Origin of the sequence: Streptomyces sp. NBC_00829 (assembly GCF_045161795.1) — a bacterium.
In the GTDB taxonomy this organism is placed as follows: Bacteria; Actinomycetota; Actinomycetes; order Streptomycetales; family Streptomycetaceae; genus Streptomyces.
On record NZ_CP108867.1, the window covers coordinates 6,479,449 to 6,504,053 of the forward strand.

Annotated in this window: 22 protein-coding genes and 1 pseudogene; 15 read left to right on the forward strand and 8 right to left on the reverse strand. The window is 70.9% G+C overall.

All coding sequences use genetic code 11. From position 1 onward, the window contains the following. Positions 1-125: 125 nt before the first annotated feature. Positions 126-905: a hypothetical protein gene (locus OG293_RS28895; RefSeq protein WP_406001710.1), complete on the reverse strand. Its 780-nt coding sequence runs from the start codon at positions 903-905 to the stop codon at positions 126-128. A gap of 551 nt (positions 906-1,456) precedes the next feature. Between OG293_RS28895 and OG293_RS28900 the strand changes: the two genes are divergently transcribed. Both OG293_RS28900 and OG293_RS28905 read left to right on the forward strand, forming a co-directional pair. Beyond that, entirely contained in the window at positions 1,457-2,161 is a 705-nt protein-coding gene (locus OG293_RS28900; protein WP_406001711.1) for a transglycosylase family protein, read from the forward strand. Positions 2,162-2,284: 123 nt separating this feature from the next. After that, positions 2,285-2,851 (forward strand): transglycosylase family protein, encoded by a 567-nt coding sequence (locus OG293_RS28905; protein WP_406001712.1) that lies wholly within the window; start codon positions 2,285-2,287, stop codon positions 2,849-2,851. Here OG293_RS28905 and OG293_RS28910 read toward each other — a convergent pair. From OG293_RS28910 to OG293_RS28920, 3 genes are read right to left on the reverse strand one after another with little or no spacing between them, the layout of a single operon-like run. Further along, complete coding sequence (locus OG293_RS28910; RefSeq protein WP_406001713.1) at positions 2,841-3,497, reverse strand: ATP-binding cassette domain-containing protein; 657 nt, start codon at positions 3,495-3,497, stop codon at positions 2,841-2,843. The genes OG293_RS28905 and OG293_RS28910 overlap by 11 nt on opposite strands. Then, complete coding sequence (locus OG293_RS28915; protein WP_406001714.1) at positions 3,494-6,049, reverse strand: ABC transporter permease subunit; 2,556 nt, start codon at positions 6,047-6,049, stop codon at positions 3,494-3,496. Before OG293_RS28915 ends, OG293_RS28910 begins: the two co-directional genes overlap by 4 nt. Before the next feature lie 4 nt (positions 6,050-6,053). Continuing rightward, complete coding sequence (locus OG293_RS28920; protein ID WP_406001715.1) at positions 6,054-6,476, reverse strand: hypothetical protein; 423 nt, start codon at positions 6,474-6,476, stop codon at positions 6,054-6,056. 92 nt (positions 6,477-6,568) lie between these two features. Between OG293_RS28920 and OG293_RS28925 the strand changes: the two genes are divergently transcribed. The 5 genes from OG293_RS28925 (at position 6,569) to OG293_RS28945 (ending at position 11,765) form a co-directional block, all read left to right on the forward strand. Then, a complete protein-coding gene (locus tag OG293_RS28925) occupies positions 6,569-7,105 on the forward strand; it encodes a hypothetical protein (RefSeq protein WP_406001716.1) in 537 nt (178 codons plus the stop codon). Next, complete coding sequence (locus OG293_RS28930) at positions 7,083-8,363, forward strand: ABC transporter substrate-binding protein (protein ID WP_406001717.1); 1,281 nt, start codon at positions 7,083-7,085, stop codon at positions 8,361-8,363. The genes OG293_RS28925 and OG293_RS28930 overlap by 23 nt, the downstream gene beginning before the upstream one ends. A gap of 195 nt (positions 8,364-8,558) precedes the next feature. Then, positions 8,559-9,845: a glycosyltransferase family 4 protein gene (locus OG293_RS28935; protein WP_406001718.1), complete on the forward strand. Its 1,287-nt coding sequence runs from the start codon at positions 8,559-8,561 to the stop codon at positions 9,843-9,845. Beyond that, on the forward strand, positions 9,842-10,627 hold the full coding sequence (locus OG293_RS28940; RefSeq protein WP_406001719.1) for a hypothetical protein: 786 nt from the start codon (positions 9,842-9,844) through the stop codon (positions 10,625-10,627). The genes OG293_RS28935 and OG293_RS28940 overlap by 4 nt, the downstream gene beginning before the upstream one ends. 178 nt (positions 10,628-10,805) lie before the next feature. After that, a complete protein-coding gene (locus OG293_RS28945) occupies positions 10,806-11,765 on the forward strand; it encodes a helix-turn-helix transcriptional regulator (RefSeq protein ID WP_406001720.1) in 960 nt (319 codons plus the stop codon). Here the strand turns inward: OG293_RS28945 and ctaD are convergent. Further along, the gene (gene ctaD, locus OG293_RS28950; protein ID WP_406001721.1) at positions 11,725-13,455 is read right to left on the reverse strand and encodes a cytochrome c oxidase subunit I; all 1,731 of its coding nucleotides are present in this window, start codon (positions 13,453-13,455) and stop codon (positions 11,725-11,727) included. The genes OG293_RS28945 and ctaD overlap by 41 nt on opposite strands. A 417-nt stretch (positions 13,456-13,872) precedes the next feature. Here ctaD and OG293_RS28955 point away from each other — a divergent pair, with 417 nt between their 5' ends. Next, a complete protein-coding gene (locus tag OG293_RS28955) occupies positions 13,873-14,088 on the forward strand; it encodes an I78 family peptidase inhibitor (RefSeq protein WP_406001722.1) in 216 nt (71 codons plus the stop codon). A 76-nt stretch (positions 14,089-14,164) separates the two neighbouring features. Here the strand turns inward: OG293_RS28955 and OG293_RS28960 are convergent, their stop codons facing one another. Next, complete coding sequence (locus OG293_RS28960; protein ID WP_406001723.1) at positions 14,165-15,145, reverse strand: phosphatase PAP2 family protein; 981 nt, start codon at positions 15,143-15,145, stop codon at positions 14,165-14,167. A 433-nt stretch (positions 15,146-15,578) separates the two neighbouring features. Between OG293_RS28960 and OG293_RS28965 the strand changes: the two genes are divergently transcribed. Next, positions 15,579-17,216, forward strand: coding sequence for an MFS transporter (locus OG293_RS28965; RefSeq protein ID WP_406001724.1), 1,638 nt, complete (start codon positions 15,579-15,581; stop codon positions 17,214-17,216). 79 nt (positions 17,217-17,295) lie between these two features. Beyond that, positions 17,296-18,486, forward strand: coding sequence for an acyl-CoA dehydrogenase family protein (locus tag OG293_RS28970; RefSeq protein ID WP_406001725.1), 1,191 nt, complete (start codon positions 17,296-17,298; stop codon positions 18,484-18,486). A 73-nt stretch (positions 18,487-18,559) separates the two neighbouring features. On the opposite strand, the gene OG293_RS28975 is transcribed toward OG293_RS28970, so the two are convergent. Then, positions 18,560-18,991 carry a cell division protein SepF gene (locus OG293_RS28975; RefSeq protein ID WP_406001726.1) on the reverse strand — a complete coding sequence of 144 codons (432 nt, stop codon included), beginning with the start codon at positions 18,989-18,991 and terminating at the stop codon, positions 18,560-18,562. A 290-nt stretch (positions 18,992-19,281) separates the two neighbouring features. Between OG293_RS28975 and OG293_RS28980 the strand changes: the two genes are divergently transcribed. From OG293_RS28980 to OG293_RS28995, 4 genes and pseudogenes are all read left to right on the forward strand, one after another. Next, the gene (locus tag OG293_RS28980) at positions 19,282-20,439 is read left to right on the forward strand and encodes a DUF5685 family protein (protein WP_406001727.1); all 1,158 of its coding nucleotides are present in this window, start codon (positions 19,282-19,284) and stop codon (positions 20,437-20,439) included. A 125-nt stretch (positions 20,440-20,564) separates the two neighbouring features. Further along, positions 20,565-21,369 (forward strand): annotated as a pseudogene (locus tag OG293_RS28985) (DUF1684 domain-containing protein); the annotation flags it as partial. Between the two features lie 252 nt (positions 21,370-21,621). Continuing rightward, a complete protein-coding gene (locus OG293_RS28990; RefSeq protein ID WP_406001728.1) occupies positions 21,622-22,521 on the forward strand; it encodes a S1 family peptidase in 900 nt (299 codons plus the stop codon). Positions 22,522-22,644: 123 nt separating this feature from the next. Continuing rightward, positions 22,645-23,124: a hypothetical protein gene (locus OG293_RS28995; RefSeq protein WP_406001729.1), complete on the forward strand. Its 480-nt coding sequence runs from the start codon at positions 22,645-22,647 to the stop codon at positions 23,122-23,124. A 168-nt stretch (positions 23,125-23,292) separates the two neighbouring features. Here OG293_RS28995 and OG293_RS29000 read toward each other — a convergent pair whose 3' ends face one another. Beyond that, entirely contained in the window at positions 23,293-24,198 is a 906-nt protein-coding gene (locus tag OG293_RS29000; RefSeq protein WP_406001730.1) for a DUF4231 domain-containing protein, read from the reverse strand. A gap of 234 nt (positions 24,199-24,432) precedes the next feature. Between OG293_RS29000 and fxsA the strand changes: the two genes are divergently transcribed. Beyond that, a complete protein-coding gene (gene fxsA, locus OG293_RS29005) occupies positions 24,433-24,597 on the forward strand; it encodes an FxSxx-COOH cyclophane-containing RiPP peptide (RefSeq protein WP_406001731.1) in 165 nt (54 codons plus the stop codon). Positions 24,598-24,605: the final 8 nt, after the last annotated feature.

Consider the following 24,605-nt stretch of genomic DNA (forward strand, 5'->3'; position numbering starts at 1 on the left):
CGGCGGTCGGTCGGATGCGGTCTGCACCCCGCCGCATTCCTCCGGGTACGTGCGGACATGAGGAAAGGCACGCCGGGGGTGCGGGCGTGCACCCCCGGCGTGCCTCATCTGCCCGACGGAGCGGCTCAGGTGCCGGCGAGGGGCATCGTCGCGGCCACCAGTCGGCCGCCCGCCGCTGCCCTCTCCAGCGCGTCGCGCAGCAGGTCCTCGCGCGGCTGCTGGCCGATCGAGCCGACCGGGGCCGCGAACACCAGGACGGTGTTGGACTTGTTGGCCGCCGCGCGCCAGCCCTCGGTGACCTGGAGCGGCTGATGAGCCTGCCACCAGGCGACCGGGCTCCCGCCGCCGGTGCCGGGCTGGAGCACGGCGTGCAGCTGGCCCATGGCGACCAGGACGGACCAGCCGGGCAGCTGGCCGGCCGGCCGGGCGCTGACCTCGGAGATGGGTACGAAGCCCTGCTCGATGAGGAGCGGCAGGAAGTCGTCCCCGCCGTTGCCGGTGGTGCCGGGGCGGGCGATGGGCGCGGTCGGTTCGACGACCAGGGCGGGGTGCAACTCGCCGTCGATCAGCACCAGACCGCTGGTGATGCCGAGGACGGCCTGCTTCGGAGCGCCGGGGGCGGCCGGCTCCTCACCGGTGATGGACCGTACGGCGCCCTGGAGCTGGTCCTCGGCGACCTGGACGACCTGCGAGGGGATGCAGGTGGCATGGGCGAAGGCGAGAACGGCGGTCTCCTCGCCGACGAACAGCACGGTGCTGGTGCGTTCCTGCTCGGAGTCGCCCGGGGTACGACATGAGGTGCAGTCATAGCTGCCCGGGGCGTTCTCGCCGGCCAGCAGCCGGTCGGCTTCTTCGTCACCGATCTCGGCGCGGACGTCCTCGCTGACGTCGAGCATGCGCGGCACGGGTGGCTCCTCGGACTTGTCGGACTTGATACATGTGCCGGGAGGGTCCCGGCTCGTAAAGAACTCAACGGGTGATCTGTGGCCGGAGTCACGCGCGAGGAGGAACGGAATCGAACCATCCGGCGCAATGCGTGAGCAGACCGGCGGAATTGATTACTCCATGTCAGCAACCGCTGGGTGTGCGGAAGTTGGTCCGGTGAACCGGGTCACAGGTCCCTCGGCCCACTGGTGGACAAATCATGAAATCAGGGAATCAAGTGGGTGGCTGGATTTCGCCGCTACTCCGAGTAACAGGCAACTGGCCTGGAATGACAAGGGATTGGTTGATACCAGTGCCCTGCGCTCCCTAGATTTCACCGCCGTGTGCAGAGAGCACCGCCCGGGACAGCCCGCCCGGCCGCACAGCCAGTGCGGCCGCAGCACCACCGGAGCACCACCGCCTCAGGCGGGCTGGGCGGGCGGACGACGACGCCGGATGCGTCCAAGTCCGCTCCGCTTCGAGGAACCCCGGGTCCTTTGAGAGGGATTTGATGTTCACGAGTTCCCGTTCCATGCGCAGGCGTGACACGGCGGCACTGGTCGGTGCCGCACTGATGGCGCCGCTGGCTCTGCTGAGCGCCACGGGCGAGGCCCAGGCTGCGGACAGTGGGGTATGGGACCGCATCGCTGCATGCGAGAGCGGCGGAAACTGGCACATCAACACAGGCAATGGCTACTACGGCGGGCTCCAGTTCTCCGCCGGCACCTGGCGCGCCTACGGCGGCGGGGCGTACGCGTCCACCGCGGACCGGGCGACCAAGGGGCAGCAGATCGCCGTCGCGACCAAGGTCCAGCGGGCGCAGGGATGGGGCGCATGGCCCACCTGCTCGGCGCGGGCCGGGGCGTCCGGCAAGGCGCCCGCCCACAAGGCCGGGACGCACTCGTCCTCGGCGTCGAAGTCCTCCGGCTCCAAGTCCTCCGGCTCCAAGTCCTCCGGCTCCAAGTCCTCCGGCTCCAAGTCCTCCTCCAACAGGACCAGAGCCAAGGCGAAGGCCGCGTTCAAGGCGGCGTCCCCGGCAAAGGCGCCTCAGCGGACACCGTCCCGCGCCAATCGCAGCGGCGCCCGCGGTGGTGACTACACCGTCGAGCGCGGCGACACCCTGAGCCGGATCGCAGCCGAGCACGGTCAGGACTGGCACGCCCTGTACACCGCCAACAAGGCTGTCATCGGCGGTGATCCGAACCTCATCGTGCCGGGGCAGAAGCTCGCACTCTGAGGCTCCGCACAGCTCCTTCGCGGCGCCGACGGGCAGCCCCACCCGGGTCCGACCGGGTGGGGCTGCCCGCCTCCCGCGCGCGGCGCCGGTGTCCGCGGGTGCGTTTCTGCCTAGCGTGACCCGATGTCGAAGATCAGCTTCTGGCCCGCCGCGGCCCTGACGGCGCTCCTGCTGGGGCTCGTGCCCCCCGGCGCCGCCCATGCCGCGCCCCCGCTCCCGGCTTCGTCCGCACCCGGCAGCCGTCTCGTCACCGTCGACGGCCCCGCGGCCACCGACTGCGCCTCCACCGGCTGGCCCTGGAGCTGCGTCGCCGAGTGCGAGAGCGGCGGCCGGTGGAACGCCAACACGGGCAACGGCTACTACGGAGGACTGCAGTTCTGGCAGCCGACCTGGGAGGCGTTCGGCGGCCTGGCCCATGCCCGCCGTGCCGACCTGGCGACGCGCGAGCAGCAGATCAAGGTCGCGGAGGAGGTACTGCGCACCCAGGGCTGGGAAGCCTGGCCCGTCTGCTCGAAGAGGTACGGGCTCAGCGGCCGGGTCCACACCGTGCAGCCCGGCGACACGCTCAGCTCCATCGCCGAGCGCTTCGGGATCGAGGGTGGCTGGAAGGCGTTGTACGAGGCCAACAAGGGCGTGATCGGAGCCTCGCCCGACCGGCTGGCCGTCGGTGTGATGCTCGCTATCGGCTGAGTTCGGCGGGCTCCCCGCTGAACACCACCGAGCCGCGGCGCAGTTCGTGGACGAGGACGGGCCCCGGGCCCTCGTCCAAGCCGGGCGGCAGGCGCTGCTCCGCGACGACGACCGCGGCGTCCAGGGCCCGCAGCAGCTCGTACGTCCGGGCCGCGGCCGGCGGCGACAAGCCCAGGACGGGCTCGTCGACCAGCACGACCCGGGCGGACGACAGCAGCGCGCGCGAGACGGCGAGCATGCGCTGCTCTCCCCCGGAGAGGGTGCCGGCGCGGCGGGCGAGCAGCGGCCCGAGCGCCGGATAGCCCTCCACGGCCCGGGTGAAGTCGCCGTCCGGTACGGCGAGTCCGAGATTCTCGGCGACCGTGAGGCTGTCGTACACGGCCCGCAGATCCGGGACGAAGCACAGGCCGCGGCGGGCGCGTTCGTGGGCCTGCAAGGCGCTCACGTCGCGCCCGCGCCACACGACCCGCCCGGAGGAGAGCGGCACGGTCCCGGCGAGGGCGCGCAGTGCGGTGGTGCGACCCGAACCGTTGCGCCCGGTCAGGACGGTGAGGGCGCCGGCGGGCACGCGGAGGTCGATACCGTGCAGGGCCTCCAGGGGCCCGTAGCGGACCCGGGCGGCACACAGTTCGATCTCGACGGTCATCGTACGATCCGCCCCGCTTCCATCACATGCACGGTGTGCGCGATGCGGGTGACGAGATCGAGGTCGTGCTCGACGACGAGCACGGCCATCCCGTCCGCGGCGAGCGCTTCGAGGATACGGGCGAGCGCCTCGGCCTCCACGGCGTCGAGTCCGGCGGCGGGCTCGTCGAGCAGCAGCGTGTGCGGCCCCCCGGCGAGCGCGCGCCCCAGCTCGACGCGGCGCAGTGCCCCGGTGGACAGCCCGGCCGCCGGCAGATCCCGTACGGGCCCGTCGAGCCCGAGCAGCCGCAGTACGGGCAGGACGGCGCCGGGGTCCCGCCGCCGCCCCTGCTCGGAGCCGATCCGTACGTTCTCCTCGACGGTCAGCGAGGGGAAGACGGCCAGCTGCTGGAACGTCCGCGCGATCCCCAGCCGGGTCCGCGCATGGGCGGACCGCCGGGTGATGTCGACCCCGTCGAGCTCGACCCGCCCGCCGTCGGGCTTCAGAGTCCCGCACAGGCAGTGGAAGAGGGTGCTCTTTCCGGCCCCGTTGGCTCCGACGAGGGCGGTGACCCGACCGGGCGGAAGGGTGAGGTCGACGCCGTCGAGCGCGGTGAAGTCCCGGTAGCGGAGCCGGACTCCGCGGGCCACGAGCGTGTGGGTGCGTGCGGCGCCCGACTGGGGGGCATCGGCGGCGGTGCGGCCACCGGAGAGCACTCCCCGGGTCGGAGAGATGCCGGCGCGCGGCGTCGTTCTGCCCGGTGCGGGCCGTTCGGACGGGCGGCGCGGGGAGATGCCCAGCGCTCTCAGGATCCGGCCCGGGATGTCGGGGAAGCGGCCGACCAGGACCGCCAGGACGCCGATGAGGGCCGCCGCCACGCCGCCGCGGGCGCCCGCGTCCAGGCCCACCAGGAGGGCGGCGGCGACCAGCGGGCCCACGAGGTTGTCCGCGCCCAGGACCACCACCGCGGCGAACCAGAGCAGACCGCGCACCGGGTCGAACGCCGCCGGGTCGAAGGCGCGCAGGCCCATGCCGAGCAGGCCGCCGCCCAGCGCGGCGAGGGCGGCGCCCGTGACGAAGGCGAGGACCTTGAGCGCGGGGACCGGGACGCCCGCCGCGGACGCTCCGGGCTCGTGGTCGCGCAGCGCGGCCAGGGCGCGTCCCATGCGTCCTCGGCGCAGCGCCGAGACGGCGAGCAAAGCGGCTGCCAGGACGGACAGTTCGACGAGATAGTAGGCCCGGTCGGACATGAGGCCCGCCGGGCGGGACAGGGACAGTCCCGCCGTCGCGTACGGCTGGGCGAAGACGAAACGGCTCACCCCCACCCCGACGGCCAGTGTCGCCAGCGCCAGCGCCAGACCGTGGCGGCCGATCGCCGGCCATCCCGTCAGCAGGCCGAGCGGGGCGACCAGCAGCACCGCGACCACCAGCGCGAGCAGTTCCGGGAGAGCCCCGAGCCAGGGGAAGCGCCCGGCCGCCAGCAGCGCGGTGAACAGCGCGCCCAGGCCCGCGTAGGCCGCCTGGCCCAGCGAGATCTGGCCGCCCCGGCCCGTCACCACCACCAGCGACAGCAGAATCACGGCGAGCGCGGGGACCTGGATCGCGGTGTGCAGGTCCGCGCCCGCGAAGCCGAGCGGCAGCAGGAAGAGGATCCCGGCCACCAGCCACACGACCCCGGGAACGCGGACCGCGGGCGCCGCCGCGCGGCCCTCCGCCCCCTGCGCCCCCACCCCCGGCAGCACCAGCGCCGCGATCAGCAGGGCCACCACGAAGAGGTTCGCCCCCACCGCCTGGAGGAGCGACTCGCCCCAGCCCGCCGGATGCAGCCGGGTCAGCTGCGCCTGGGCCACGCCGATCGCGAGCGCCGCGCCCACCGCCACGGTCAGACTCCGCATCCGGGCCAGCACCGCGACCGCGATCACCTCGACGACCAGCAGCGGCAGACCGTACGGATCGAGCCGTACGTAGGGAGCGAGCAGCACTCCGGTCAGGCCCGCCGTGAACGAGCCGAACGACCAGCCCACCGCCGACACCCGGTCCGCGTCGATCCCGCCCAGCGCCGCCAGCGCACGGTTGTCGACGACCGCGCGCACCTCACGCCCGAAGCGCGTCCACCGGCCGACCGACGTGACCAGCGCGGCGAGCAGCAGCACCGCGGCCAGCTGCGCCCAGGGATCGTCGGGCAGCAGCTTCGGCGCATCCGCGCGCGCCCCGCTGCCCCACACCAGCGCCGCGGCCCCCACGAGCAGGACGAACACACCGATCGAGGCCACGAGCGCACGTGTGGTGTCCACCACCGGCACGGAGATCGGCCGGAACACCAGGGTGTCGAGGACCAGCCCGATCCCCGGCGCGACAACCAGCAGCGTCAGGGCCGCGGCGAGCGGCAGCGGCCATCCCCACTCCACCGAGAGCTGCCGCAGCACATACGCGCAGACCATCGCGATCGCGCCCTGCGCCAGATTCAGCACGCCGGTCGCCCGGTAGGTGACGATCAGCCCGATGCCGGTGAGCGCCGCCGCACTGCCGACCGCGAGCCCCGCGAGGGTGAGTTCGTACGTCAGTGAGCTCACTCGTTCAGACCTGGGGCTCGCACACCGGGCACGGCCCCAGCGCCCGGTCGCCCACCGGCTCCGCCTCCGGCTTGCCCGCGACCAGCGGGCAGTCGGGCCGGTGCGCCAGCGTCCCGCCGGGCACGCACAGCAACGGCCCGTCCGAGGAAGGGGCGGCGGAGGGCGGCACCTCGTGCGGGGCCGTCGCCTCCTCGTCGGCGACCTCGGCGGGGGCCTCGCCGGGCGACGCGGCGCGCCCCGCGGCCGCGAGCAGCACCGCCCCCGCAACCAGCAGCGCGGCACCCGGCACGGAGCAGGAGGCCAGATAGGGGATCTGCCGTTCGGCGAAGCGCTCGCCGGAGATCTGGTACCAGCCGATGACGCACAGCACAGCCCCCGTGGCGGCAGCCGCGAGCCCGCCCCACCACAGCAGTCGGGACGTCGGCATGGGGAGCCTCCCGCTCTGGTGATGTACGCCGATTCCTTGCACTATGCCCTGAACCGACAGACGCTGGAAGCCGACAATCGGTGGTGAGCCAGATGGTCCGTGTCAGGCACCCCAGAACCGCGGCATGGGCTGCCGCCGCGATGCTGATACTCGTACCCGCCGCAGCGGGATGCTCGGACGACGGAGGGTCGACATCGGCCACGCCGACCCCGTCCGCCACCGCCTCGGCCGAGCCGTCCCCCTCCGCCAGCGCGCCGGCCGGGAACGGCCCCGCGGACCCCGCCGCGGCCAAGGCAGAGATCGAGAAGAACTGGACGACGTTCTTCGATCCCCAGGCGTCCACGGACGCGAAGGTCAGCACGCTGGAGAACGGTGACCAGCTGCGGCCACTGCTCGCCGCGTTCGCCAACGACAAGAACGCCGCGCAGACCTCGGTGAAGGTCACGGACGTGCAGTTCACCTCGCCCACCGAAGCCACCGTGACCTACGACCTGCTGGTCGGCGGCAACCCTGCCCTCCCCGGCTCCAAGGGCACGGCCGTCTACCAGGACCAGACCTGGAAGGTCTCCGTCAAGGCCCTCTGTGCCCTGGTCAAGCTCAGCGGCAATGCGGCCGCGCCGGGCTGCTGAAGCACTGCTGCTCGTGGCTCTCCTGACCGGGAGTGCCGCCTGCGGCAGCCGACTGCCGGAGAGCGCCTTCGAGAAGTCCTCGTCACCCGTTCGCAGCAGTGGAGGCGAACCGATCCGGGTCGGGATCATCAGCAGCGCCACCAGCCCGGTCGGCGGTGCGGCGTTCACCGGGCCGGGCGAGGGCGCCAGGGCCTACTTCGACAACCTGAACGCCAAGGGCGGGCTGGACGGGCGCCGCATCGAGGTGATCGGCTGCGACGACGGCGGCAGCAGCGTCGGCAACAACGAGTGCGTGCACAAACTGGTCGACGAGAAGAAGGTCTTCGCCCTCGTCGCCACGGCCTCGCTCGACTACGCGGGCGCACCCCTCGTCTCCCGGGCAGGTGTCCCCGACATCGGCGGCCAGCCGATCGGCCCCGCGTACGACACCTATCCGCATCTGTACGGGATCTACGGCAGCCTCGCCCCGCGCACCGGCGAGGCCCCCGGCTGGCACGGCACCCTCTACGGCGGCACCGAGGTCTACCGCTACTTCAAGAGGGCACAGGGGGCCCGCACCGCCGCCGTCGTCTCCTACAACCAGGCCTCGTCCGCCGCGTACGCCCGCCTCATCACTCAAGGACTGAAGGCCGAGGGCTATCGCGTCGTCCCCGAGACCGTCGACTTCGCGCTGCCGAACTTCCGAGCCGTCGCCGCCGACCTCCAGCAGCAGGACGTGGACCTTGTCTTCGACGCGATGGACACCCACGGCAACGCCCAGCTCTGTGAGGCGATGGACGCGCTCGGCGTCCACGTCACCGCCAAGGTCACCAATGTGCAGAACTGGACCTCATCGGTGCCGAAGGACTACAAGGACGCGCCGAGCTGCCGCAACGCCCTGTGGGTGACCGGATCGAGCCGCAACCACGACGACGCGGGCGATCCGGCCGTACGCGCCTTCCGCACGGCCATGAAGGGCCGCGAGCTCTCCCAGTGGCAGCTGGAGGGCTGGGCAGCCGCCATGTGGTTCACCGACGCCGCCCGTTCCTGCGGGACGGAGCTCACCCGAGCGTGCGTGGAGCGGTTCATGAACCGCCCCGAGCCGTACACCGCCGACGGCCTGCTGCTGCCCGTCGTCTACAAAGAACTGGCCGAGCCACCGAAGACCCGCCACACCTGCCTGTCCGTCGCACGCTGGCAGGACGGCAGCGGCTGGGTCGGCCAGGGCGACATGACCAAGAACTGCTTCACCGTGCCCCAACTCCCGTACCGGCCCTAGCTACCGTGCCCCAGCTCCCGTACCGGCCCTAGCCAGGGTCTTTCGTCCGGATCAGCCCGGCAAGATCCAAACGGGATGCCCTGAGGGCCTCCCGTAATCCCCACCGGGTGCCGCGGGCCGCGCCCGCACCGGACACGCGCGGACAAGTACAGTCCACTCCTGTACAACACACGGACCTGGGGGACGCGGCGGCGTATGCACATCTCTTTCCTGCTCCACAACGCGTACGGCATCGGCGGCACGATCCGTACGACGTTCAACCTCGCCCGCGGCCTCGCCGAGCGGCACGACGTCGAGATCGTCTCCGTCTTCCGCCACCGTGACGAACCCTCCATGGGCGCACCCTCCGGCGTCACCATGAAGCACCTCGTCGACCTGCGGACGAAGAGCCCCGGCTACGACGGCGACCACCCGGACCACAAACGGCCCGCCAGGGTCTTCCCGCTCGGCGACGGCCGCTACAAGCAGTACAGCCGCCTCACCGACGCCCGGATCGCCGCCCACCTGCGGTCCCTGCGGGCCGATGTGGTGGTCGGCACCCGCCCCGGACTCAATGTGCACATCGCCCGCCAGTCCCGCAGCGGAATCGTCCGCGTCGCCCAGGAACACCTCACGCTGGACAGCCACGGCATCCGGCTGCGCCGCGAGATCGCGTACCGCTATCCCCTCCTCGACGCGCTCACCACCGTCACCGAGGCGGACGCCCGCGCCTACCGCGAGCGGCTGAGGCTGCCCGGCGTACGGATCGAGTCCGTGCCCAACAGCGTGCCCGTGCCGGCAGTCCGGCCCGCCGACTCCACCAGCAGGTGGATCGTCGCGGCCGGCCGGCTGACCAGGATCAAGCGGTACGACCTGCTGGTCGAGGCGTTCTCCAAGGTGGTCGCCGCGCGCCCCGACTGGCGGCTGCGGATCTACGGCGGCGGAGACGCGACCGGCAACGAGAGGGAGGCGCTGCGCGCCCTCGTCAAAGAGCACGGACTGCACAACCACGTCTTTCTGATGGGTCCCGCCAACCCGCTCGAACCGGAGTGGGTCAAGGGCTCGATCGCCGCCGTGACCTCCAGCCAGGAGTCGTTCGGCATGACCATCGTCGAGGCGATGCGCTGCGGCCTCCCCGTCGTCTCCACGGACTGCCCGCATGGACCCCGGGAGATCATCGAGGACGGTGTCGACGGGCGGCTGGTCCCGGTCGGGGATGTCGACGCGATCGCCGACGCGCTGCTCGCCCTGATCAACGACGACGAGCTGCGGCGGCGCACCGGGCAGGCGGCGCTCGCCGCCTCCGCCCGCTTCGACCCGGGCCGTATCGCCGAGCGTCATGAGGCTCTCTTCACCGGCCTGGTCGGCAGGGCCGTGGCCGGCGGCTCGCGCGGGGTGCTGCGCGACGCCGTGCACCGTGGCCGGGGTGCGCTGCACGACGGGGCGTATGCCGTGCGCTACCGGACCGGCGAGATCGTCCGGAAGGCGAGGAAGTCACGATGACGTCCACCGAGCGGCGCGCGCCGCGGGCCGACTGCGTCGCCGACGCCGAGGGCGGTATCACCTTCGACGTGGCGGGCGCGGCGCCGGACGCCGAGTTCGTACTGAAACGGCGCGGTGGCGACGGCCCGCACGACGAGGTGTCGCTGCCGCTGACGGCTTCGGGCGACGGTAAGTCGCGCGCGTTCCTGACCGCCGCGGCCGGGCTGGCGGAGGGCCGCTGGGACGCGTACGCGGGCGAGGAAGCCGTCGAGTCCGGCATCCGGGATGTGCGGGCGCTCCTCGACCGGGTGCCCGACGCCGACCGGGTCGCCGTGCGCGTGCCGTATCCCGAGGCCGACGGCAGGCTCGCGCTCCGCTGCTGGGTGCGCGGGCCGCACGCCGAGGCAGGCGACGTGGGCGTGGCGCAGGAGCGGGGCGCGATGACTCTGGAGGGACGGCTGTACGGCGCCGAGTTGGCCGAAGGGGCGGTCGCCGAGGCACGGCTGCGCCGCGACGGCAGCCAGGTGCGGCGGGTGCCGGTCACGGGCGAGGGCCGGACCTTCGCCTTCACCCTGCCGTTCGCCGCGCTGGGCGGCGAGGACACCGGCAAGGAGCGGCTGTGGGACCTGTGGCTGCTGCCCGCCGAGGACGCCTCCGGGATCCGGATCGCCCGCATCCTCGACGACGTCTGGGACCGGCGGAACGTCTACATCTACCCGGGCCAGCAGGTCGGGGCATGGCTGGCCACCCCCTGCTACACCAGCGAGAACGAGCTCTGCGTCCGCCTCACGGCGGCGCCCTGACACGGGCATCGAGGCAGGCGCCCTGCGCCGAGGCGCCCTGAAGCCCGCGCCTTGAGGCCGGCGCCCTGCGCCCCCGCGCCGTGAACCCGCGCCCTTGAGGCAAGGCGCCTGAACCTGCGCCGTGAACCCGCGCCCTTGAGGACAGTGGCTGTCCTCAAGGGCTGGCAGACTCAGCTCCATGTTGGAGACCTCCGCACGCCTGCTGCGCCTGCTCTCACTGCTCCAGGCCCACCGCGCATGGTCCGGCGCCGATCTCGCCGACCGGCTCGGTGTCACCCCGCGCACGGTGAGGCGCGATGTCGACCGGCTGCGTGAGCTCGGCTATCCGGTGAACGCCAGCCCCGGCACGGGCGGCGGCTATCAGCTCGGCGCGGGGGCAGAACTCCCGCCGCTGCTGCTCGACGACGAGGAGGCGGTGGCCGTCGCGGTCGGTCTGCGCACCGCCGCGGGCCACGGCATCGAGGGTATCGGCGAGACCTCCGTCCGTGCACTGGCCAAGCTGGAGCAGGTGCTGCCGGACAGGCTGCGCCGCCGCGTCGGCGCGCTGAACGCCTTCACGGTCCCGATGCTGCGCGGCCCCGGCGCCTCCACCGTGGACGCGAGTGTGCTCACCGACCTGGCCAACGCCTGCCGGGACGGTGAGCGGCTGCGCTTCGAGTACCGCGACCACAGCGGCGCGGCCAGCCGTCGCACCGTCGAGCCGCACCGCCTGGTGTGCACCGAGCGCCGCTGGTACCTCGTCGCCTGGGACCTGGACCGCGCCGACTGGCGCACGTTCCGGGCGGACCGCATCACTCCGAAGCCGCCGCACGGTCCGCGCTTCGAGCCGCGTACCCCGCCGGCCGATGACCTGGCGTCGTATGTCTCCGAGGGCGTCTCCATGGGGGCGTATGCGGCCCAGGCGGTCATCCGGCTCCACACCTCGGCCGAACAGGCCGCACAGGTCGTCGGGCCGTCCGACGGCGTCCTGGAGGCCGTCGACGAGCGGACCTGTCTGCTGCGCACCGGGGCCGCGAGCCTCGATGTGATGGTGATTCATGTGATGCTCATGGGCGTCGACTTCGACGTGATCGAGCCGCCGGAGCTGGCCGATCACATCAGGACGATGCGGGACCGTCTGTCCCGCGCCCTGGGTTGATGGCGTCCCCTTCCCCCTCCGCGGCTCCTGCCGCCGCCACCGCCCGCTCCACCACCGCGAACTCCGGATGGTGCAGGTCGAAGGCGGGCGACTCGGAGCGGATGCGGGGGAGCGCGGTGAAGTTGTGCCGGGGCGGCGGACACGACGTCGCCCACTCCAGCGAACGGCCGAAGCCCCAGGGGTCGTCCACCTCGACCTTCGCGCCGTACTTGGTGGTCTTCCAGACGTTGTAGAGGAACGGCAGCGTCGACAGGCCGAGCAGGAACGCGCCGATGGTCGAGATGGTGTTGAGGACGGTGAAGCCGTCGGCGGCCAGATAGTCGGCGTACCGGCGGGGCATACCCTCCGCGCCCAGCCAGTGCTGGACCAGGAACGTCGTGTGGAAGCCGACGAACAGCGTCCAGAACTGCATCTTGCCGAGCCGCTCGTCGAGCATCCTGCCGGTGAACTTGGGCCACCAGAAGAAGAAGCCGCCGAAGGTCGCGAAGGCGACGGTGCCGAAGACCACGTAGTGGAAGTGCGCCACCACGAAGTACGAGTCGGTGACCTGGAAGTCCATGGGCGGCGACGCCAGGATGACTCCGGTCAGGCCTCCGAACAGGAACGACACCAGGAAGCCGACCGCCCACAGCATCGGTGTCTCGAACGAGAGCGAGCCCTTGAGCATCGTGCCCGTCCAGTTGAAGAACTTCACCCCGGTCGGGATCGCGATCAGGAACGACATCAGGGAGAAGTAGGGGAGCAGCACCGCACCGGTGACGAACATGTGGTGCGCCCACACGACCACCGAGAGCCCGGTGATCGCCATGGTCGCGCCGACGAGCGTCACATAGCCGAAGATCGGCTTCCGGGAGAAGACCGGGATGATCTCGGTGATGATGCCGAAGAACGGCAGCGCGATGATGTAGACCTCTGGATGGCCGAAGAACCAGAACAGGTGCTGCCACAGCAGTGCGCCGCCGTTCGAGGCGTCGAAGACCACCGAACCGAGCCGCCGGTCCGCCTCCAGGACGAGCAGGGCTGCCGCCAGCACCGGGAAGGCCATCAGCACCAGGATCGTGGTGAAGAGGATGTTCCAGGTGAAGATCGGCATCCGAAACATGGTCATGCCGGGCGCGCGCATCCCGACGATCGTGGCCAGGAAGTTCACCGAGGTCAGGATCGTGCCGAAGCCCGAGAGCGCGAGGCCCATGATCCACAGGTCCGCGCCGATGCCGGGCGAGCGCTCCAGCGAGTTGAGCGGCGCGTAGGCGGTCCAGCCGAAGGCGGCGGGGCCGCTCGGGGCCAGAAGTGAGCCGAGCACGATGAGGCCGCCGAAGAGGAACAGCCAGTACGAGAACATGTTCAGCCGCGGGAAGGCGACGTCGGGCGAGCCGATCTGCAGCGGCACCAGCTCATTGGCGAACCCCGCGAAGGTCGGGGTCGCGAAGAGCAGCAGCATGATCGTGCCGTGCAGGGTGAAGGCCTGGTTGAAGGTGTTGTTGCTCATCAGCTGGAGCCCGGGGCGGGCCAGCTCGGCCCGCATCAGCATGGCCAGCAGCCCGGCGAAGAGGAAGAAGGCGAACGAGGTGACCAGGTAGAGGTGCCCGATCTTCTTGTGATCGGTGGTGGTCAGCCAGTCGACCACCACCCGGCCCCGCTTCCGCACCGGCGGTGGTAGCGCCTTCGCCTCGGCGGTCTCGGTACCCATCGCTGCCCCCTCGCTGTTCGCGGCTCGGGCTTCGTCACTTCGGTATCGGGCTGGGGACATGGTGCTCGCCGCCCGGTCCGCTCCGACAGGGTGCGAGCCCTGGGGAGCGGATGTCCGGCGACGGGAGGGTGCGAGCGCAGCGGGGGATTGTGTAAGGACCGGTGAATTCTCAACGGTCCGTCAATTCACCCTCCGGCGCTCCTCCCGGACAATTCCACGGGGGAATTTAGCATGATCGCGAAGGCGTGTGGAATTACCGCGCGGGTGGCGTTGAACTGCTCGTTCGAGTGACATGGTTTGGGCTAAACGCGTGTCGTGATCCTGTGACAGAACGGTGACCGGTGGAGCATGTGGTGCTGCTGAAGCCTGCCTCGGTCCCGCTTCCGTCACCGTCCGCCGCCGCTTACGGTGGGTTGCATGGCACCCATACCGACCCCTCCCGCACAGCCCGACGAGGCACCCGAGACCTATGTCGGCCTCGACGCCGACGGGGCGGAGCGGCTGGCCCGCAAGCGCGGCTGGACGACCGTGAGAGCGCTGCCGCCGGGCGCGATCATCACCATGGAGTACCTCGTGGGCAGGCTCAACTTCGAAGTGGAGAGCGGCACGGTCATCCGCTGCTGGAAAGGCTGACCCGCTCCGTCCGCCCATGACGAAGGCCCCGTCCGTCCTGGCCGGGGCCTTCGTCATGAGCACAATGTCGCCGGGCTCAGCCTCCCGTGGCCGGCCGCGACGTGGGCGGACGGCGGCTGCCGGAGGGCGTGACCGGGGACCGCTCGGAGCGGACCGCCGTGTGCGCTCTCGGCTGGGCGAGCTGTGCGGTCGTCCGGCCGGTGGAGTGCCCACCGACCGCGCCCACCGGCTCGCGCGCCGGACCCTGCTCCTCCGAAGGACCACGCTGCGGGAACATCCCGGGCCTCGGGCCGCCCACGGCGACCGGGAACGAGGGGGCGAGCCGCCGGCGCGCACGCCACTGCTCGCGCATCGAGAAGATCCAGGCTTCGGAGCTGCTGATCAGCGGCTCGCACCAGGGCAGCGCGAGCAGGATCAGCAGCCCGGCCGCCCAGCCGAGCAGAACATCGCTCAGCCAGTGCGTACCGAGGTACACGGTGGTCAGGCCGACACCCAGGGAGACCACGGCGGACAGGGCCGACAGATAGCGCCTGGCCCGCGGAGTGGTGGCCAGATACGCCAGGATTCCCCAGGTCACGACCGCGTTCGCGGTGTGCCCGGAGGGAAATATATCGCCGCCCGCGAAGAGCTCGGCCGATCCGATCTCCGTCGCGTAGTGGGGGCCGAGACGGCCGAGACCGATCTTGACGGCGCCAACCGTCGCGTTGAGCAGCAGCAGCGCGGCGCCGAGAGCGAGCAGCGGGCGCAGGGTGTGCTGACGCCAGGAGCGCCAGCCCAGCCAGGCCGCGACCATCACGGCCGTCGGTCCGCGCTGGCCGAGCACTACGAAGTAGTCGAGAAAGGCGTGGAGCTCCGGCCACTGCTGATAGGGCCGGAAGAGCATGACCTTCCAGTCGATGATCACCAGCCAGGTGGACGCGAGGACCGCGACGACGATGGCGAGATAGAACGCCAACGTCCCGCCGAAGAGCGTGAGACGGGTGCGGCTCATCCGCGGGATCTCTATCTTCGGCGGTTCCGGCTCCCGGTCCAGGCGGGCAAAGATGTCGGTACGCACCCAATCGACGTTACAGCGAGTGAGCGAGCGGCTAGGCCGATCCAGCGGCTTTGTGATGACGATGTGATGTGGACTATGTCTCAGATCGGCGTTTATTCCGGGCCAATTCGGAAATCCCGCCGACCGTGCTTCGTAATGCTCAGCAGCACGTCACATCGGGTTCTTTATACGGCCCAAATAATGGTCCAGCACGGGCTCGTCGGGAATTTTCCACCCGCTCCGGACTGCCCGAGATCTTCTTTCGGCCCGGGCGTGGCGTGGCGTACGCCACACGCGCGCGGATCAAGAGGTGGGAGCTGGACCACGCGCCGGGAGCCCGAACTCGCGTACTCTGGCGGCTCACTCGCCCGTCGATGCCGGACCGCCCTGCGGGACAGCGCCACCGTCCCCGGCTGGCCCGCCGCGCGCGAGGGACTCATTGGGAGGTACGTAGATGTCCGGGACGACCACAGCCGGAGCACGGCTGCGTGCCGCCGGCGGCGGTGCCAACCGCTGGGTCGTCCTCATCGTCCTCTGTATCAGCCTGCTGTTCGTCGCGCTCGACGCGACCGTGCTGCATGTCGCCGTGCCCGTCGTCACGGAGGATCTGCGCCCGAGCGGCGTCGAGCTGCTCTGGATCGTGGATGCCTACCCCCTCATCTGCGCCGCGCTGCTGATCCTCTTCGGCACACTCGGCGACCGGGTCGGCCGGCGCCGCGTGCTGCTGCTCGGCTACGGGATCTTCGGAATCGCCTCGGCGGTCGCCGCCCTCGCGGCCACCCCCGAAGTGCTGATCGGAGCGCGCGCACTGCTCGGGGTCGGCGGCGCGATGATCATGCCCGCCACGCTCTCCATACTTCGCGCGGTCTTCCCCGACCGGCGGGAGCGGGCCATGGCGATCGGCATATGGACCGCGGTCGCCGCGGTCGGTGCCGCCACCGGTCCGGTCCTCGGCGGATTCCTCGTCGAGCACTTCTGGTGGGGCTCGGTCTTCCTGATCAACATTCCGCTGATGGCGCTGATCCTGCCCGTCGGCCGCTGGCTGCTTCCCGAGTCCCGCGGCGGCTCCGACGGGCCCTGGGACGTGCTCGGCGCGCTGATGGCCGCGGCCGGAGTGCTCGGCGCGGTCCTCGGGATCAAGCGGCTCGGAGCCGGGGCCAGCGTCCTCGACGTCAAGGCCGTGGGCCCGCTGCTGGTGGGGGCCGCGCTGCTGGCGCTGTTCGTACGCCGGCAGAAGCGCCGCGAACACCCGCTGATCGACATGCGGATGTTCGCCAGGCCCGCCTTCTCCACGTCGGTCGGCTGCATCATCATCGCCATGCTCGCGCTGGTGGGCCTCGAACTGATCGCCGTCCAGTACCTCCAGCTGGTGCTCGAACTGAGCCCGCTGGAGACCGGCCTGCGGCTCCTCCCGCTGACCTTCGCCGCGATGGCCGCCGGAGCCACCGGCTCCCACACCCTGCACCGCATCGGCCCGCGCCGGATGGTCGGCTGGGGGTTCGTGCTGACCGCCGTGTCCGTGCTGCTTCTGACCCTGATGGGGCAGCACGACCGCCCCTGGCTGCTCACCACGGGCTTCGTCCTGCTCGGCTTCGGACTGCAGACGACACTCTTCGCGGCCTACGAGTCCATGCTCAGCGAGGCCCCCCCGGACCAGGCCGGCGGCGCTGCCGCGATCGGCGAGACGTCGTACCAGCTGGGCGCGGGCATGGGCATCGCGCTCCTCGGCAGCGTGATGAACGCCGCCTACGCTCCCGCGCTCACCTCGCTGGACGGAGTCCCGGGCTCGGCCGGCTCCGCCGCGTCCAACTCCCTGGGTGAGGCCTACCAGGTCGCCGACCGGCTCGGCGGTGCGGGCGGCGCGATGCTGCGGACCACGGCGCGTCACTCCTTCGTCAACGGTCTCCATGTCACGCTGCTGGTCAGTGCGGGCCTGCTGCTCCTCGGCGCGCTCGCCGCGCTGAGGCTGCCGCGGGTGATGGACTGCGCGACGCCGGCCGAGAAGTGCCCGGCGCCGAGGCGCCCCGAGGTCTCCCTCCCGGCGAGCCGCGAGCCCGCGGAGGCAACCAGGTCTGGACGCGCGGCACACTGAGTCGTAACGTCGGCCGAGCTGTAACTAACGCTGCTAGTTTTCCATGTTCCGCCGAGTGAGCGCCGCCGGAGGCCCCGTCATGTCCGCACCCTCGAAGCCCGCGCCCTTCGACCCCAGCGACCCCCTGGGCATCGACGATCTGCTCGAACCCGAGGATCTGGCGATTCGCGGCACCGTCCGCAGCTGGGCCGCCGACCGCGTCATGCCCCATATCGCCGACTGGTACGAACGCGGTGAGCTCCCCGGCATCCGCGACCTGGCCCGCGAGCTTGGCTCGATCGGCGCCCTCGGTATGTCGCTGGAGGGCTACGGCTGCGCCGGAGCCACCGCCGTCCAGTACGGCCTCGCCTGTCTGGAGCTGGAGGCCGCCGACTCCGGCATCCGCTCGCTCGTCTCCGTCCAGGGCTCGCTCGCCATGTACGCGATCCACCGCTTCGGCTCCGAGGAGCAGAAGCAGCGCTGGCTGCCCGGTATGGCGGCGGGCGAGATCATCGGCTGCTTCGGTCTCACCGAGCCCGACCACGGCTCCGACCCGGCCGGTATGCGCACCTTCGCCAAGCGCGACGGCTCGGACTGGGTGCTGACCGGCCGCAAGATGTGGATCACCAACGGCTCGGTGTCCGGGGTGGCGGTCGTATGGGCACAGACCGACGAGGGCATCCGCGGCTTCGCCGTCCCGACCGACACCCCGGGCTTCTCCGCCCCGGAGATCAAGCACAAGTGGTCGTTGCGCGCGAGCGTCACCAGCGAACTGGTCATGGATGAGGTGCGGCTGCCCGCCGACGCGGTGCTGCCGGGCGTCACCGGCCTCAAGGGACCCCTGAGCTGCCTCACGCACGCCCGCTACGGAATCGTCTGGGGCTCGATGGGGGCCGCCCGGTCCAGTTTCGAGTCGGCCGTGGAGTATGCGAAGACACGTGAGCAGTTCGGCAGGCCGATCGGAGGCTTCCAGCTCACCCAGGCCAAGCTCGCGGACATGGCCGTCGAACTGCACAAGGGCATCCTGCTCGCCCACCATCTGGGTGTGCGCATGGACGCGGGGAAGCTGCGTCCCGAGCAGGTCAGCTTCGGGAAGCTCAACAATGTGCGGGAGGCCATCGAGATCTGCCGCACCTCGCGCACCATCCTCGGTGCGAACGGAATCTCGCTGGAGTACCCCGTGATGCGGCATGCGACGAACCTCGAATCGGTGCTCACCTATGAGGGCACCGTCGAGATGCACCAGCTCGTGCTGGGCAAGGCGCTCACCGGCCTGGACGCCTTCCGGTGACCCGGTGACGCCGTGACCCGGAGGCCTGTCGGCCCCGTTGCCCGAAAGGCTCGCCAGCCGGCGAGCGCCCTGCTCAGCTCTGGTTGAAGAAGCCGTCCTGCATGCGGCCCGCTTCCCCGCTGACCACCTGGGTGTCGGCGGGGCTCAGCAGGAAGACGCGGGTGGCGACGCGCTCGATCGAGCCGCGCAGCCCGAAGGTCAGTCCCGCGGCGAAGTCCACCACGCGCTTGGCGTCGGAGGGCTCCATGGCCGTGAGGTTGACGATGACCGGAACGCCGTCCCGGAAGAGCTCACCGATGGCGCGGGCGTCCCGGAAGCTGTCCGGCGACACCGTGGCGATACGGCGGCCCTCTTCCTGGGCGGACTCGGCGGCCACACGTACCCGCGGGTCGGTGACCCACGCGTCACCCGACTCCGCACCCTCGGCGTACTCGTCGTCGTAGTAACGCTCGTCGTTGTCCTCGACGAGTCCCAGCCAGGCGCTCGCCTTGCGCACAGATCCCATGGACGCCTCCTTCCACTCCAGTCCGCTCACCGCGGTCCTTCGTCTTTCCTGTCCCCATCGTCGTCCATAATGCGGATCGCGCGCCAAGCGGATAGTCGCCGCGCAGGGGGTTCGTGACGGTACTGGTGCAGAAGATGTGGCGATTCGTCAAGGTTCTTCCTGTGTAGGGGCCGTGTTCTGAACACCATATGAAAGTCCGGGCCAGACGGGTGACACCGGGGACGTACGGGTGAACGGATGGCTCGATACGATGCCTGTCGCACTGTTGAACGACTCCACGGGGGTTCGTCGTGTTCGGAATAGTCAGGCCATGCACCCACCGGCTCACGGATGGGCTGAAAACCGAGTGGATGGCTCATCTCTGCGGGCTCTGCCTAGCGCTCAGGGCAGACCACGGGCAGTTCGCCCGGGTCGTGACCAACTACGACGGCCTGATCGTCTCCGTTCTGACGGAGGCTCAGATCGAGCGCACCCCGGCCGCGCGGCGCACCGCGGGCCCCTGTCCACTGCGCGCCATGAAGACGGCGCCCGTCGCCCGGGGCGAGGGAGCGCGCCTGGCTGCGGCCGTCTCGCTGGTCCTCGCCTCGTCGAAGGTACGTGACCACGTCGCCGACCGGGACGGGGTGTTGGCCCGCAAGCCGGTTGCGGCAGCCGCCCGCCGCGTCGCCGCGGGCTGGGACCGTGCCGGGGCGCGCACCGGCACGGAGCTCGGCTTCGACACGGCGGTCCTGCTCGACGCGGTGGACCGGCAGACCGGCATCGAGGCGCTGGCAGGCCCGGGAACGTCACTGCTCACCGTCACCGAGCCGACCGAGACGGCCACCGCCGCGGCGTTCGCACACACCGCGGTCCTGGCCGGGCGGCCCGAGAACATCGCCCCGCTGGCCGAGGCCGGAAGGCTCTTCGGGCGGCTCGCCCATCTGCTGGATGCCGTGGAGGACAGGGAAGCTGACGCGGCGTCGGGCGCCTGGAACCCGCTCACCGCGACCGGTACCCCGCTCGCCGAGGCCCGTCGGCTCGCGGACGACGCGGTCCACGGGGTGCGTCTCGCGCTGCGCGACGCCGCCTTCGTCGACGACAAGCTGGTGCATGTGCTGCTCGCCCATGAGCTGCGCAACTCGGTGGACCGGGCGTTCGGCACCACGAGTTGCTCGCACGCGCCGGAGCTGAGCGGCCCGTACGCACCTCCCCCCGGTGGCCCGTACGGGCCGCCCGCTCCTCCCGAGCCGCCGCGCCGCGACCGGCGCGGGCTGATCGCGGGCTGTCTGGTCTGGGCGGGGCTGGCCTGTACGTGCCAGATGTGCTGCGGCTCGTTCGAGGACCCGTGGAACCGTCAGCGCCGCGAGGGTCTCTGCGGCCAGTGCGACTGCGGCAACTGCTGTGATGGCTGCGACTGCTGCAACTGTGACGGCTGCTGCTGCTGCGACGGCGGCTGCTGTGACTGCTGACCTTGCGTCAGGAGGCCCGGGAACGCGCCGCCCCGGGGGAGCGAATCTCTCGGACGGGTAGCGCTCCAGATCGAAGGCGGAGGTGTACCTGCTGATGTACTCGCGCGCCGGCTCGTCGAGGAGCGGACGCACCGGCGGACGCCGCCCAGGAGTGGAAGAGCGGGCACGAGCGGCGCACGGCGACCCGCTCGAAGCCGTACGGACACCTCTCCCTCACCGGGACCCACTGGCTCCCCGACCACCCGGAGGGGCGAATTCCGGCCGTCCCGGGGCGGTGACGCGCCGACGGTGACGAGGTGGTGCCGACGGGGGTCGCCGAGGACGGTCTCACGGTCGACGGACACCCCCTGACCGGCGAGATCCGGCTCACCGCGGACCAAGGGCCGGCCCTCGGCGCGCGGGTCGCGCACGCGGAACGGCGGCCGGTGTGCCGCGCCTCGAAGGGGTGGGGGCGCTACGGGACTTCACCCGCGGCCGCCCGGCGCCCCGGCGCCCCGGCGCGCACGGCCCGGCGCGGCACCGGGCCACGGCCCACGCCGACCGCCGGGTGCTGCCGGGACGATTCACCCGTACGAGGTACATCGCAGCATGCGGGTGAAGAACGCCGACCGACGCAAGAGGGGCTCTCGGCCCCGGTGGCGCGATCTCCTTCGAGCCGGGGGGTGAGCAACTCGGTCCGCACGCTGCCATCGAGCCGGACGGTTCGCCGTGAGCGGCCTTCGCCGACGCCACCAGCGGGGACAGCTCGTAGTGACTCCGCTTCCCGCGTCCCGCCGCACCGGCCGCGGTCGCCTCCGTGGCCGTGGACTTCAACCGCCCGCCGCTGCCTCCGTTCGCCTTCCGCGACCACTTCGTCCGGCCCTCCCGCGGCCCGGCAACACCCCGACGGCCGGCGTTCTTGCGGGTGAGCGGAACCTCCGGAGCCGCTGACCCGTCTCACCGGCCGGACATGCACGCACAGCCCCGGTGGCACCCGAGCCACCGGGGCCGTCCGGTGTAGGCGCGCGGAGCGGCCGAAAGGAGCCCTTGCGCGGGAAGTTGACGGCCGGAACACTCCCGAACAGCGCTTGTCAGGAGCACGGCTTGTCCGGAAACCGAACATGTCCGACGCGATTTCTGGCTGCGCCTCACGGGCCCGGAACCCCACACCGGGTCCCCGATTCCCCCCTGGAGGAACGACAAGTGAGGATCAAGCGCACCACCCCCCGCAGTGGTACGGCGAGACATACGCGTCTGCTCGCCGTCACCACTGGCCTCGTCGCCGCCGCAGCGCTGGCCGTCCCCGCCGCCAACGCCAACCAGACACAGACGTTCAGTGCCGCGCAGCTCACCGCCGCGAGCGACGCCGTACTCGACGCGGATGTGGCAGGCACCGCCTGGATCGTCGACAAGGCGACCAACACGCTCGTCGTCACGGCCGACAGCACCGTCTCACGAGCCGAGATCGCCAGGATCAGGCAGGAGGCCGGCGCCAACGCCGGCGCCCTGCGGATCGAGCGGACCGCCGGAAAGTTCTCCAAGCTCATCTCCGGCGGTGACGCGATCTACGCCACCAGCTGGCGCTGCTCCGCCGGCTTCAACGTCCGCAGCGGCAGCACCTATTACTTCCTGACCGCGGGACACTGCACCGACGGCAATCCGCCCTGGTACACCAATTCCTCGCACAGCACGAGCATCGGTCCCACGGCCGGATCCAGCTTCCCGGGCAACGACTACGGCATCGTGCGGTACTCCAACACCTCGATCGCCCACCCGGGCACCGTCGGCAGTGTCGACATCACCAGCGCGGCCAACGCGACCGTCGGCATGTCCGTCTGCCGCCGCGGGTCCACCACGGGTACCCACTGCGGCTCCGTCACCGGCCTGAACGCCACGGTCAACTACGGTGGCGGCGACATCGTCTACGGCATGATCCGCACCAACGTATGCGCCGAACCAGGCGACAGCGGCGGCTCGCTCTACTCCGGCAGCCGGGCCGTCGGCCTGACATCCGGCGGCAGCGGCAACTGCTCCTCCGGCGGCACGACGTTCTTCCAGCCCGTCACCGAGGCGCTCAGCGCCTACGGGGTCAGCGTCTACTGACGCACCGCGCGCATCGACAGCAGTCGAGCCCCCGTCCTTGGCTCAGGACGGGGGCTCGACGACGCGTCCCTGTTTGAGAGGATGTGAGGGCGGTCGGGCGCGGAGGACGGGGGTTGCGGATCAGTGAAACGCATCGGAGTGACCGGCCACCGAGGAATCCCTCCCGAGGCATACGCCCATATCCGCGCCGGAATGCATGCGGCCCTGTGCGGCCACCGGGGCTCGCTGGAGGCACTGTCCAGTCTGGCGGTCGGCGCCGACCAGCTCTTCGCGGACATCGCCCTGGCGTGCGGTGCGGAACTGACCGTCGTCATCCCCAGCGGGGACTACCAGGCCGGTTTCACCGTCCCGGACGAGCTGGCCCGCTTCCAGCACCTGCGTGGCCTGGCCACCCGGGAGGTCCGGCTGGCCTTTCCGTACTCCACCGACGAGGCGTACTACGCGGCCGGCGCCTACATCGCCGACAACTGCGACCGCCTGCTGGCGGTCTGGGACGGCCGGCCCGCCCGCGGCCTCGGCGGAACGGGCGACATCGTCCGTTACGCCCGCGACCGGGGCAGGCCGGTGACGGTCATCTGGCGCGAGGGCCTGGAACGGCTCTGACATCCGCCCCCGGCGCACGCTCCCATTTCGCTCCCGGTTCCCGGCTCGCTCCGGGCGGCCGGGCAGCCGAGTCGCCATGAAGTCCGGTGCTGAGCGGTGCTGAGCGGTGCTGAGCGGTGCCGCGTTGCCCTTGCGACGCAATTCGGCACCGCACCATCGCCCCCGTTGTCAACTCCGGTGTCTGACGAGCCAGTCCGTGTGCTGCGGCGACACGATGCGTTCGGTCTCGTACACCGCGGACGGCCACTCCACGTCGCTCACCGTGGTCTCCATCGCCGTGTGCATCGCCGCCAGATCCTCCTCGACCAACGAGTGTGCCGCTATGAGGGGCTGATGGCGGCGGATCTCGCTCCACGCCAGACAGGCTGCGGCCGACGCCGACAACAGGCCCGCCAGGTCGACGGATCCGGCGAGCGAGAGAGTCCGCAGCAGGGCGAGGAAGAGCGCGAGCATCGTGAGCAGTCCGATGGACGCGGACCACAGCAGGGTCGCCCGCCGGGATATTTCCTTGCGACGGTGATACCAATTGCGTTGTTCGATCAGCCGGTCCCTCACATAGGTCTCCTTGCGGACGCTGAATGCCTTGGCCCGTAATCGCCGCATGGGTGTGGTGATCAGCTCCCCGGCCACCGGCCCCCCTTCGGTGCCGGTCCGCGGGTCCTCCCAGCCGACCTTGGTCAGCTCCCGCAGCCCCTCCTCCAGCCGCGTGGTGAACAGAGCATCCGCGTCGGTCGAGTTGGAGTCGAAGGGCGCGCCATGGACCGCGTACCGCCAGCACATGGACTTGATGAACTCAGCTGCGGAGCGGTTCAGTTGCCAATGCGACTTTGCTCGCCGCCTGGACGAGCGAAAGCTGAGCAGTAGTACGCCGGCGTAGGCCAACGCACTGAGTGCGCTGGGTAGTCGGAAAGTGTCACCGAGCGTCCATGACGACGGCAGCGCGGCCAGGGCCGCGCCCGCCACCAAGAGCAGAAGCTGATGACGTATGGCACCGACCGCCTCCCGCTGACGCGAGATGGCGATCTTGTCAGTGTGATGGAAGAGATCGGGTAGATCCGAGTTACGGAAGACCATGCTTTGCAGTGGGCCGGGAAACCCGGTCATGTGCACCCCCGTCTGCAGTTGTTTTGCCTTCACTCTTTAGGCGGAATGGATTGTTCCGTACCGTCCTGCGAGAATGCGGTGCAACGCTTCTGTTCCGTCTCCACGTGCTGAGTTGCTGCGGGTGGCCATGAGAGTAAAGTCGTGCCGCCAGCATCGCAACGGTGCGTGGTATCTGTGCTGCACACAACATCAAGGACGGCCCCCATGACCTTTCAGACCTCCGCGTCCTTCGCCGCCGCGAAGAAGAACCGCGTTCCACTCGCGCAGATCGATGTGACAGGCACGGATGCCGCGAGGAAGCTCGCCAGGGTCCTGCCTGCCGCCACCGACCGCACTCCGCGTCCCTCCAGCTTCAACTCGGCGCTCTAGACTGGTGG

Coding starts and splice junctions, on each gene's coding strand:
- OG293_RS28900 (WP_406001711.1), top strand. CDS start 1,457: ATGCGCAGGCGTGACACGGCGGCACTGGTCGGTGCCGCACTGATGGCG.
- OG293_RS28905 (WP_406001712.1), top strand. CDS start 2,285: ATGTCGAAGATCAGCTTCTGGCCCGCCGCGGCCCTGACGGCGCTCCTG.
- OG293_RS28910 (WP_406001713.1), bottom strand. CDS start 3,497: ATGACCGTCGAGATCGAACTGTGTGCCGCCCGGGTCCGCTACGGGCCC.
- OG293_RS28920 (WP_406001715.1), bottom strand. CDS start 6,476: ATGCCGACGTCCCGACTGCTGTGGTGGGGCGGGCTCGCGGCTGCCGCC.
- OG293_RS28925 (WP_406001716.1), top strand. CDS start 6,569: ATGGTCCGTGTCAGGCACCCCAGAACCGCGGCATGGGCTGCCGCCGCG.
- OG293_RS28930 (WP_406001717.1), top strand. CDS start 7,083: ATGCGGCCGCGCCGGGCTGCTGAAGCACTGCTGCTCGTGGCTCTCCTG.
- OG293_RS28935 (WP_406001718.1), top strand. CDS start 8,559: ATGCACATCTCTTTCCTGCTCCACAACGCGTACGGCATCGGCGGCACG.
- OG293_RS28940 (WP_406001719.1), top strand. CDS start 9,842: ATGACGTCCACCGAGCGGCGCGCGCCGCGGGCCGACTGCGTCGCCGAC.
- OG293_RS28945 (WP_406001720.1), top strand. CDS start 10,806: ATGTTGGAGACCTCCGCACGCCTGCTGCGCCTGCTCTCACTGCTCCAG.
- ctaD (WP_406001721.1), bottom strand. CDS start 13,455: ATGGGTACCGAGACCGCCGAGGCGAAGGCGCTACCACCGCCGGTGCGG.
- OG293_RS28955 (WP_406001722.1), top strand. CDS start 13,873: ATGGCACCCATACCGACCCCTCCCGCACAGCCCGACGAGGCACCCGAG.
- OG293_RS28965 (WP_406001724.1), top strand. CDS start 15,579: ATGTCCGGGACGACCACAGCCGGAGCACGGCTGCGTGCCGCCGGCGGC.
- OG293_RS28970 (WP_406001725.1), top strand. CDS start 17,296: ATGTCCGCACCCTCGAAGCCCGCGCCCTTCGACCCCAGCGACCCCCTG.
- OG293_RS28975 (WP_406001726.1), bottom strand. CDS start 18,991: ATGGGATCTGTGCGCAAGGCGAGCGCCTGGCTGGGACTCGTCGAGGAC.
- OG293_RS29000 (WP_406001730.1), bottom strand. CDS start 24,198: ATGGTCTTCCGTAACTCGGATCTACCCGATCTCTTCCATCACACTGAC.
- fxsA (WP_406001731.1), top strand. CDS start 24,433: ATGACCTTTCAGACCTCCGCGTCCTTCGCCGCCGCGAAGAAGAACCGC.